The 9,898-nt window shown below is 57.7% G+C and carries 8 protein-coding genes and 1 pseudogene; all 9 read right to left on the bottom strand.

What is annotated here, in order from left to right; translation table 11 throughout:
• Nucleotides 1-87: 87 nt before the first annotated feature.
• The 9 genes and pseudogenes from L248_RS10740 to L248_RS10700 all read right to left on the bottom strand — a co-directional run bounded on the left by L248_RS10740 (nt 88) and on the right by L248_RS10700 (nt 9,842).
• On the bottom strand, nt 88-1,986 hold the full coding sequence (locus tag L248_RS10740) for an ABC transporter ATP-binding protein (protein WP_022530245.1): 1,899 nt from the start codon (nt 1,984-1,986) through the stop codon (nt 88-90).
• A complete protein-coding gene (locus L248_RS10735; protein ID WP_022530244.1) occupies nt 1,979-3,820 on the bottom strand; it encodes an ABC transporter ATP-binding protein in 1,842 nt (613 codons plus the stop codon). Before L248_RS10735 ends, L248_RS10740 begins: the two co-directional genes overlap by 8 nt.
• Nucleotides 3,821-4,021: 201 nt before the next feature.
• Nucleotides 4,022-4,381 (bottom strand): 30S ribosome-binding factor RbfA, encoded by a 360-nt coding sequence (gene rbfA / locus L248_RS10730; protein WP_022530243.1) that lies wholly within the window; start codon nt 4,379-4,381, stop codon nt 4,022-4,024.
• A 15-nt stretch (nt 4,382-4,396) separates the two neighbouring features.
• A complete protein-coding gene (infB, locus tag L248_RS10725) occupies nt 4,397-7,246 on the bottom strand; it encodes a translation initiation factor IF-2 (protein WP_022530242.1) in 2,850 nt (949 codons plus the stop codon).
• A 22-nt stretch (nt 7,247-7,268) separates the two neighbouring features.
• Nucleotides 7,269-7,565 carry a YlxQ-related RNA-binding protein gene (locus tag L248_RS10720; RefSeq protein WP_040536376.1) on the bottom strand — a complete coding sequence of 99 codons (297 nt, stop codon included), beginning with the start codon at nt 7,563-7,565 and terminating at the stop codon, nt 7,269-7,271.
• Between the two features lie 5 nt (nt 7,566-7,570).
• On the bottom strand, nt 7,571-7,891 hold the full coding sequence (rnpM, locus tag L248_RS10715) for an RNase P modulator RnpM (protein WP_022530240.1): 321 nt from the start codon (nt 7,889-7,891) through the stop codon (nt 7,571-7,573).
• 8 nt (nt 7,892-7,899) lie between these two features.
• Nucleotides 7,900-8,991, bottom strand: a pseudogene (gene nusA, locus L248_RS10710) (transcription termination factor NusA); the annotation flags it as partial.
• A gap of 18 nt (nt 8,992-9,009) precedes the next feature.
• Entirely contained in the window at nt 9,010-9,489 is a 480-nt protein-coding gene (gene rimP / locus L248_RS10705; protein ID WP_022530238.1) for a ribosome maturation factor RimP, read from the bottom strand.
• A gap of 128 nt (nt 9,490-9,617) precedes the next feature.
• Nucleotides 9,618-9,842, bottom strand: coding sequence for a hypothetical protein (locus tag L248_RS10700; RefSeq protein WP_040536358.1), 225 nt, complete (start codon nt 9,840-9,842; stop codon nt 9,618-9,620).
• Nucleotides 9,843-9,898: the final 56 nt, after the last annotated feature.

Below are 9,898 nucleotides of genomic sequence, written 5' to 3'. Positions count from 1 at the left end.
CTACGCGTTGGCACTCAGTATGTCGCGGAATATGAATTTTGTCCCAGTCCCTTTTTTAGTACCGCTACACCGAACCGGCCGCATTTCTCACTCAATCGTGTACGCTGCATCGGCATTCTGCCGCTGGGCCTTGATCTTGTCTGCCGTATAATACTGAGCCTGGGCCTCGAACAGTTGGTAGTACAGCCCCTTCTCCTGCATCAGCGCGGCGTGGATCCCGTCTTCGACGATCGCGCCGTGATCCAGGACCACAATGCGCTGGCTGAACCGGGTGGAACTCATCCGGTGGGACACGTAGATGGCGGTTTTGTCCTGCATCAAGTCATCGAAGCGCTGATAGATCTCGTATTCGGAGACCGGGTCCAGGGCTGCTGTGGGTTCGTCCAAGATAATGAACGGCGCGTTCTTGTACCACGCCCGGGCGATGGCAATCTTCTGGGCCTCGCCGCCGGAGATGTCAGCACCGTCGGCATCGATATTCTTGGTCAGGCTGGTGTCCAGTCCTTTCGGCATCTTCTGCACCCGGTCCCATACCCCCGCCAGGGTCAGGGCGCGCTGAATGCGGGCCGGGTCCTTGTGGGTATTGACAGCCACGTTGTCGGCCACGGAGAAGGCGAAGAGCCGGTAATCCTGGAAGACAACGGCGAAGATCTGCTGGTACTCGTGGATGTCATACTTGCGGGCATCGATGCCGTTGAGCAGGATCCGCCCTTCCGTGGGTTCAGCCAGCCGCGTCAACAGCTTGATCAGCGTCGTCTTGCCGCTGCCGTTGGGCCCGACGAGCGCCAGACGCTGCCCGACTTTGAAGCGGAGAGAAACATGGTGCAGCGCCCAGGCTTTCTCCCCGGGGTAGCGGTAGCTGACATCGGCCACAGTGATCTCGTAATCATTGTCGGTCCGTTTCTCAATGGGCAGCTTGCCGCTGGCCTCCGTATCCGGATACTCAATGAAATCGATGAACTGGTCCAGACCCTTCAGTGTCGCGGCACTGGTGCCGACGGTGTCCATTGTGTTGGTCAGGGCACCGATGACTTGCTGGAGGTAGCCGACGTAGGCAATCACGGCACCAATGGAGATGGCGCCGGCTAAGCCCTTGATGCCGACCACCACATACAGCGCGCCGATGACCGTGGCGAGAATAATACTGTTCACACTGCGGGCTGCCGTGGCTTGGACCTGCAGCTTGTTGTCCTGCTTGTACTGTTTGGTGTTCATTTTGCCGAAGAAGTGAACCAAATTATCTTCCGGGTCAAAAATCCGGACCACTTTGCCGGCGATGTAATCGTCGAAAATATTATTGATAAAGTAGGCGCTCAACCGGTTGTACTGGACGTTGTAGTCAAAGAAGCGGTGGGTAAATTTGCTGCTGAGCTTGCTCAGCGGAATGGCCGCCGCCACGGGGATGACAATCAAGGCCAGCATAATCACAAACAGCCAGGGGGAATTAGCAAACTGGGCCAGCCCCGTATTGGCGGTGGCCCGGGCTGTGAAGAGGACGACTAGGGAAGCGCCGGACAGAACGATCGCGGCAATCAGTCCGCAAATGCTGTTGACGATCTGGATGATGAAACTGGAGAAGCCGCCGGTGAACATGATACTGGTATTCGCCGCCGAGTATTTATCCCGAAAATCCGGATCGATGAAAGTGGGATACGTGACGTTCAGCATCTTCTTGTTGGCCATCGCCTGCATACCGAACCAGATGGCCCGGGCGTTGACTTGAACGTGCTGGTCCAGCCAGTAGCCCAGCACGGCCATCAAAAACATGACGGTTAAGAAGCTGCCGACCAGCACCACCAAGCGGTTTTGATTGCTATTGGCGGCCGTCAGCTGACTGACCAGCAAGCCGAGGAAGGTGACCGCGACGTATCCTTGGAGAATGGTCACCACTGCTGCCGCCACTTGCACCCCCACGGTATGGGGTCGAATCACGTTAACGAAGTGCAAATACTCGCGATACGTATGATGATTGCTTTTTTCAGGCATCCTGGGCCGCCTCCTCAGACGATTGATCCTCGTCATAATACTGACTTTGGGTATGGTACAACTCGGCGTATTCCGGGCTCTTGGCCAGCAGCTCGTCGTGACTGCCGCTGGCGGCAATCTGACCGTGCTGGATGAAGAGGATCCGGTCAGAAAACCGCGTCGAGGCCAGTCGGTGAGAAATGAAGAGGCTCGTCTTCCCGGTCGCCATTTTCTGATAGTGCTGGTACAAGGCACTCTCGGCCAAGGCATCCAGCGCCGCTGTGGGCTCATCCAGCAAGAGGATGGGCGCATCCCGGTACAACGCGCGGGCAATCATCAGCTTCTGCGTCTGGCCGCCAGAAAGCGTCACGCCGTCATCGTGCAGGTAGGTCGTCAGCTCAGTCTTGATTCCGTGGGGCAGCGCTGCGATGGCGTCCGTTAAGTCAGCTTCGGCAATCGCCGCCTTGACCTTGGCCGGGTCGTAATCATGGGTCATGGCCACGTTGTAGCCCACCGTGCCGGCAAATACCGTACTCTCCTGGAATACGGGCGCGAAGTAATGACGCAAGGCGGCCGGCGAGATGGTCTGAATGTCCACGCCATTGATGGTGATCGTGCCCTTGTCCGGCGTCAGCAAGCCCATCATCAGCATGGTGATGGTCGTCTTCCCGGCCCCGTTCAAGCCCACCAAGGCGACCCGCTCGCCGCCGTGGAGCGTGAATGAGATGTCGTTCAGCACGGGCGCGGCCCCATCGGGATAAGTAAAGGTGACATGGTCAAACACCACCGTTAATGGCGCGGTACCGAAATTCGGGGTGGTCTTCCCTTGCGGCATGGCCTTGATGACATCGTCCGCCCAATCCAGGAACCGCCGACCGGTGTTGATATCGGCATTGGCTCCCCGCAGCAAGCCGTATTGGGTCAACACGGCTTCGCCGGTCGTTCCCACCGTCGTCAACAGCGTGAAGTAGAAGGTGAACTGACTGAGACTGATGTGCTGATTGACCGCAAGGAAGACCAGCAGGCCGTAGCCGACCCCGTTGCGCACCAGGGTCAAGAGGGCTGACAGACTGCGAACCCAGAAGCGTCGGCGCTCAATACTGCGATTGGCCACTGTGTCCAAGTCAACGAAGTGCTCATACTTTTGCTGGTACCAGTCAGCCATGTGGTACAGGCGGATGTCCTTCCCGTTTTCTTCCTGGAAGCTGGAATGCTGGACGTAACTGCGCGGATTCCACTGGTCTTCCATGGTCTTCTGCTTTGCTCGGCGGAAGCGCTGAAAGGATTGCTGGGGATAGAAAGCCAGAACGGTCGTGGCGACGATGGCTGCACTGATCCACCACGACGCACCGCCGAGAATGAGGGCATCGACCAAGATCAGGAATGCGTTCTGGACCGTGTGCACCAGTGCGCCGTAAAACACGCCGACTCCGGACGTATCGCCGCCGTAGCCGTAGGTCATGCTCTCGGCCCGCTTGGCGCGCACTTGGGCATCAGCAGCGGCCGTGAACGGGATGTGCAGATAATCCGCCCCATCCTTCGTGAACATCTCCAACCGCACGCTGACACTCTTCTGCTGCATGAAGGCATCCACGACCACTTGGCCAAACTGCAGACAGCCCAGCCCCAAACCGATGCCAATCATTGCCACCAGCAGCGTGGGCAGCCCGGTTCGAGCCCCCAACAGCCGCACCAGCAATGCCGGCACCGCCGCGCTGATCAGGGTCACGCCCAGCTGGATCACCACGATCGCCGGCAGCCACCAGCGCACGGCATCCGCGAACCCGTGCCGCTGCACTTTGAACCATGGCAGATTCTGCCATATCGAGAAATGCTTCTCCGTCATCTTTTCCATGCCGCCACGCTTTCTATTCGGTTGCCCATTCATTAACTGACCCTACCATACCTTAAATCGGCTTAATCAGGACACGACGAGCGTGAAATGTCGATTCTGGTACGTGAATGGTGAAAAGTCCTTGCTCCCCAAGAGTCCCAAGCACGAAAAAAGGCGCTCAGCAACGTTTCCGCCGCTGAGCGCCTTTCTGCACTGAATCAATTACCCTTCATCGTTCTCCTGCACATGCAGCTGGTGAATCAGCTGATCGATGTGCTCGCCGTAACGAACCGACGGATCCTGGTGGAAGGATAACTCCGGAATCTTATACGTGGTCAACCGGTGGCCTAGCTCCCGCCGAATCAGCGGGGTGGCCTTGTCCAAGCCGGCCTGCGCCTTCTCAGCGGCGCTGGCCAGATCGGACAGAATACTGTAGTAAATCTTGCAGTACTGCAAGTCCTGGGTCACCTCAACACCGGTGATCGTCACCCCTTCGACCCGCGGATCGCGGACCCGCTTGAGCAGAATGTCGGTGACTTCCCGTTGGATCTCTGATTCAACACGACCAATACGATGCTTCATGGCTATCTTCCTCCGTTATTGGACCGGTACTTCTTCCATCACGTAGGCTTCGATCTGGTCGTCCACGTGGATGTCGTTATACCCGTCGATGGTCAAGCCGCAATCGAAGCCTTGGCGGACTTCCTTCACGTCATCCTTGAAGCGCTTGAGCGAACCCAGCTTGCCTTCGTGGACGACGATGCCGTCGCGGATCAGACGTACACCAGAGTCCCGGGTGATGAGACCGTCTGTGACTAAGCAGCCCGCAATCGTACCGACCTTGGAGACATTGTAGATCTCCCGGACTTGCAGGTTCCCAGTGACCTTCTCCTGGTACTCGGGTTCCAGCTTGCCCTTCATGGCCGACTCGACCTCGTCGATGGCCTTGTAGATGACCCGGTGCAGACGGATATCGACGTTATCGGTATCGGCCTGGGCCCGGGCTTGCGGTGTGGGCCGTACGTTGAAGCCAATGATGATGGCGTTAGACGCCGCTGCCAGAGTGACATCCGATTCGTTGATCGCGCCGACGGCCTGGTGAATGATGTTCACCCGAACGCCCTTGACGTTGATCTTCTGCAAGGAATCGGCCAGCGCCTGAACGGAGCCTTGGACGTCGGCCTTGATAATGACGTCGACTTCCTTCATCTGTTCTTCCTTCATCGTCTCGAACAAGTTGTCCAGGGTCACGTGCGTATTGTGCGCGCGTTCCTCGACTTGGGCGTTCTTCTGGCGCTCTTCGCCGACGGCCCGGGCCGTCTTCTCGTCCGGGAAGACAACGAAGTGGTCCGCAGCGTTCGGCACGTCGTTTAAGCCAGTGATCTCCACGGGCTCAGCAGGCAGAGCTTCCTTGATCCGGCGGCCGCGGTCATTGGTCATGACCCGGACCTTGCCGAAGGTATCGCCGACAACGATGGGGTCGCCGATCTTCAAGGTGCCTTGCTGCACGAGCAGCGATGCCACTGGCCCACGGCCCTTATCCAGTTTGGCTTCCAGAACCGTCCCGACAGCGGGCTGGTCCGGATTGGCTTTCAGCTCCATCACGTCGGCTTGCAGCAAGATCATTTCCAGCAGTTCGTCCAAGTTCTTGCCGTATTTGGCAGAAATCTGAACGAAAATCGTGTCGCCGCCCCAGTCTTCTGGAATCAGCCCGTATTCCGTGAGCTGTTCCATGACGTGGTTGGGATTAGCACCCGGCTTATCGATCTTGTTTACAGCCACGATCATCGGTGCGTGGGCCGCCTTGGCGTGGTTGATGGCCTCAATGGTCTGCGGCATCACGCCATCGTCAGCCGCCACGACCAGGATAATGATGTCCGTGACGTCAGCGCCCCGCGCGCGCATCTCGGTGAAGGCCGCGTGTCCCGGTGTATCCAGGAACGTGATGACCCGGCCGTCCAGCTTCGTCTGATAGGCCCCGATATGCTGGGTGATCCCGCCGGCTTCGCCCTCTGTGACGTGGGTGTGGCGCAGCTTGTCCAGCAGCGTCGTCTTACCATGGTCAACGTGGCCCATGATGGTCACGACCGGCGGCCGCGGTACCAAGTGGTCCGTGTTTTCCTGTTCCTTCTCGAAGAGCGCATCCAGGTCAGAAATGTCCTGTTCGACCTTCTTCTTAGCGTTGATATTGTAATCTGCCGCCAGCAGTTCGATGGTATCATCGTCCAGCGACTGGTTCTGGTTGACCATCACGCCGAGCATGAAGAGTTTCTTGACGATTTCTGCCGGTTCGCGGTGGAGCACCTTGCCCAATTCTTGAGCGTTCATGCCTTCGGTATAGACCAGCGTTTCAGGTAACGGCCGATCCTTGCGTTGCGGCATGACCTTCTTGTGCTCGTTCTCGCGGCGGCGGCCCTTCTTGTTGCGCCGGTTGCGGCGATTGCCGCCGTTGCGGTTATCGTTGAAGCGGCTGTTGTTGTTGCCCCGATAGTTATTGTTGCCGCTGCCTTGGTTCCGGTTGCGGCGGCTATCGCGATTGCCGCTCTCGGTCGTGGTGGCCGTGGCCACTGGTTGGGCACTGCGGCCTGCGCTGGTGTTGCGGTTTTGATTGCTGTTTTGACTGCGATTTTGGCTCTGATTGCGGTTTTGGCCTTGGCCCTGATTACTCGGTCGCGATTGGCTCTGGCCGCGATTTTGGCCTTGACTGCGGTTGCCGCCGCCTTGGTTTTGATTCCGGTTTTGGCTTTGCCCGCGATTGCTGCTGGGTGTGTTCTGTCCGCTTTGGTTAGTACTGCGGCTGCCAGATTGAGCGCTCTGATTGCGCGGTGCACTGGTCTGCTGGTTGCGGGCCGAGGCCGTGGGGGTCTTTTGCGTGGTGGTGGGTTTTGCTTGGGTCGTTGATACCGTAGGGTTAGACTCCTGTCTGTTGGTTGACTGAATAGGACGGGCAGCGTTCGTCGGCGCGGCGGTTTGTTTCGTCGTGGGCCGACGGGATTCCTGCGGCTTAGCCGGAGCGGCGTTAACCGCCGGCTGCCGCCGTTCAGCGTTGCGCCGGGAAGCGAGTGCGTGCCGGTCTTCCCGGGGCACCCCAGTGGTCGTCTTCACACCATGGACACTGGCATGGGCGGCATTCGGTTTGCTCTTGGGTCGGCGAATGGCACTAACAAGAATTTTCGTCTTGCCGGTATGGGGATCCTTTTGATCCATATTCTGTGACTTGGGTTTTGGTGCTTGGTGCTGGGCGGGCGCAGCGGCGGCCGGCTGTTTAGCCGCCGGTGCTGCCCCCGTCCCTTTTTGCAAGATCTGGCGGACTTTTGATTGTCCGGCATCATCGATCATCGCCATATGGTTCTTGATGCTTAACCCAGCTTTTTCAGCGGCATCCACCACTTGTTTGCTGGGGGTATTAATTTCTTTGGCGAATTCATAGACACGTTTTTTCCCCATATCTTCACACTCCTCTATTCAGTTACATAAGGGCCTCCATGCTGCGGGCGAAGCCGGCGTCGGTGACTGCCACGATTTTTCGTGGGCGCCCGAGGGCGGATGTCATCTCGGCGCTGGTCAAGGCCTGCGTGAGGGGAATCTGGTAGAAGGCACACTTATCGGTGATCCGTTTCGCGGTCGCTTCCCCCGCGTCGGCAGCCAGAAAGACAAGCTTAGCTTGAGTGCTGCGGACGGCGGTAAGGACCTGGGCTTCACCGGCAATAATCCGGGAAGCGCGTTGGGCGAGACCGATCAGGTTCATTAATTTTTGCGTATTCATTGGCGTCATGCGTCGGGCCCAAAGAGTTCGACCCGCGCCTTGCGGTGATCCACATACGCGTACAACTCATCGTAGAAGTTCTCCGTCACGTTACCGGCCAGGGCTTTTTCAATGTAGCGCCCTTTCTTAGCGGCTGCGATGGCGTCCGGGGCCAAGGAGACATAAGCCCCCCGGCCGGATTTCTTACCGGTGGGGTCAATGCTGATGATACCGTCCGGATCCCGAACGATACGCACCATTTCCTTCTTGGGCTTCATTTCATTGGTGAGCAGATCCTTACGCATTGGGATCTTCCGTACCTTTTTTTGCTTCTTGGCTTTGGCCATTAGTTTTCATCACCATTGTTGTCGGTATCCGGGGGGTCTTCCACATCGCCGTCGTCATCGACGAACTCAACTTCAGACTCGGGCTTGATGTCGATGCGGTAGCCGGTCAAGCGAGCCGCCAGACGGGCATTTTGGCCGCGCTTGCCGATCGCCAGGGACAGTTGTTCATCAGGCACGATGACGGTGCAGTTACGAGATTCATCATCCGCAAATTGAACAGCGATGACTTCGGCCGGGTTCAAGGCGTTGGCAATGTACTCGGCGGGATCGTCTTCATACTGGATAATGTCCATGTTCTCGCCGTGCAGCTCGTTGACCACGGCCTGGACCCGCTGCCCCTTGGGGCCCACACAGGTTCCGACCGGGTCGATCCGGGGATCATTGGACTTGACGGCGATTTTCGTGCGGTCGCCGGCTTCCCGCGCGATGCCTGCCACCTCCACAGTCCCATCGTAAATCTCTGGGACTTCTTGTTCAAACAGCCGCTTAACGAAATCAGGATTGGTGCGGGAAACGAAGACTTGCGGCCCCTTGGGACTGTTTTCGACTTTCGAGACATAGACCTTGATCCGTTCGTGGGCGTTGTAGCTTTCGTTGGGCATCTGGTCCTGCTTGCTCAACACGGCCTCGATGCGGCCCAGGTCCACGTATACGAAGCGGTTATCGCGCCGCTCCACGACGCCGGACATGATCTCGTTCTCGTACTGACTGTATTCATCATAGACGATCGTCCGCTCGGCTTCGCGGATGCGCTGCATGATAACTTGCTTGGCCGTTTGGGCGGCCAGGCGGCCGAAGTGTTCGGGCGTGACCTCGAAGCGGATGTGGTCGCCGATTTCGTACGCCTTATTGATCTCCAGCGCGTCCTTCAGCGACACTTCCAGCAGGGAATCGAAGACCGTGTCCACGACTTCCTTAACGGCATAGACGTGGAATTCACCCGTCTTGTCGTCGAAGTCAACCTCCACATTTTGGGCTTGACCGTAATTGCGTTTGTAGGCAGAAACCAGGGCGGCAGAAATGGCGTCGACAACGACCTCTTTCTTAACGCCTTTTTGTTTCTCCAGCTCATTTAACGCTGTGAGCATTTCAGCACTCATAATTCTTGTTTCCTTTCCTCAAAATTCAATGGCTAAGCGGGCGTGGGCGATCGCGTCCCGGGCAAACGTGCGCGGGATCCGGCGGGTCTTGACCTTGGTCAGCAAGGTCAATTCCTTGTCCGTCAGTGTCTGCAGCGTCCCTTCGAAGACCTTCTGGCCGTCGACCGGTTCGTACAGTGAAATATGAATATAGTCGCCGACCGCCTGCTGCAGGTCCGCCGCCGTCTTCAGCGGTCGTTCCGCACCGGGCGAAGACACCTCCAGGACGTAGGTATCGGGAAACGGATCGGGGGACAAGCCGTCCAGCGCGGTACTGATGGGATCAGAGACTTTGGCAATCTCTTCCACGTCAATACCGCCCTGCTTATCCACGTAAACCCTGAGGTACCAGTTCTTCCCCTCCTTCACGTATTCCACGTCGACCAGCTGCAGCCCGGCTGCGGTCACGATGGGCGCGATGAGCGGGGTCACAGTTTCGACAATTGATTGTTTGGCCAACGAAACACCTTCTTTCTGGACTTAGCTCCAAAAAAAAGTGAGCATCACTGCTCACTTCTGCTCGAAGTATTGAAAACCTAAGAAGAATATAGCATAAAAGCCGGCGTAACGCAAATTTTCCCGCTTTTTCAGCGACCAGACCGGTCCTTCCCGCGGCCGGGCCGAGACCCGGTCCAGACCCGCACGGCGTGCAGGAGCAGCACGACTTCGACGGAGATGAAGACCACGTCGTACAGAAAGCCCTGCCAGCCGTGGCGGTCCAGGTGAAACACGTGGCGCACTTTCAGAAAGACCGCCCCGAGCACCACGTACATCAATAACCAAGTCACTGCCCGTCCATGCCGATGCTTCATGCGTTGCCCGCCTTTCTGTGCTTCGTAGTGACAATACGTTGGAAAGCCTGTCGCGT

Source organism: Schleiferilactobacillus shenzhenensis LY-73, assembly GCF_000469325.1.
Lineage (GTDB): Bacteria > Bacillota > Bacilli > Lactobacillales > Lactobacillaceae > Schleiferilactobacillus > Schleiferilactobacillus shenzhenensis.
Note: the sequence above shows the minus strand (reverse complement) of the source record. Positions and strands in the feature narration are given on the sequence as shown.

Bases quoted from the DNA above. Each gene is read 5' to 3' on its own strand.
- L248_RS10740 (WP_022530245.1), bottom strand. From the start codon at position 1,986: ATGCCTGAAAAAAGCAATCATCATACGTATCGCGAGTATTTGCACTTC.
- L248_RS10735 (WP_022530244.1), bottom strand. From the start codon at position 3,820: ATGGAAAAGATGACGGAGAAGCATTTCTCGATATGGCAGAATCTGCCA.
- rbfA (WP_022530243.1), bottom strand. From the start codon at position 4,381: ATGAAGCATCGTATTGGTCGTGTTGAATCAGAGATCCAACGGGAAGTC.
- infB (WP_022530242.1), bottom strand. From the start codon at position 7,246: ATGGGGAAAAAACGTGTCTATGAATTCGCCAAAGAAATTAATACCCCC.
- L248_RS10720 (WP_040536376.1), bottom strand. From the start codon at position 7,565: ATGAATACGCAAAAATTAATGAACCTGATCGGTCTCGCCCAACGCGCT.
- rnpM (WP_022530240.1), bottom strand. From the start codon at position 7,891: ATGGCCAAAGCCAAGAAGCAAAAAAAGGTACGGAAGATCCCAATGCGT.
- L248_RS10700 (WP_040536358.1), bottom strand. From the start codon at position 9,842: ATGAAGCATCGGCATGGACGGGCAGTGACTTGGTTATTGATGTACGTG.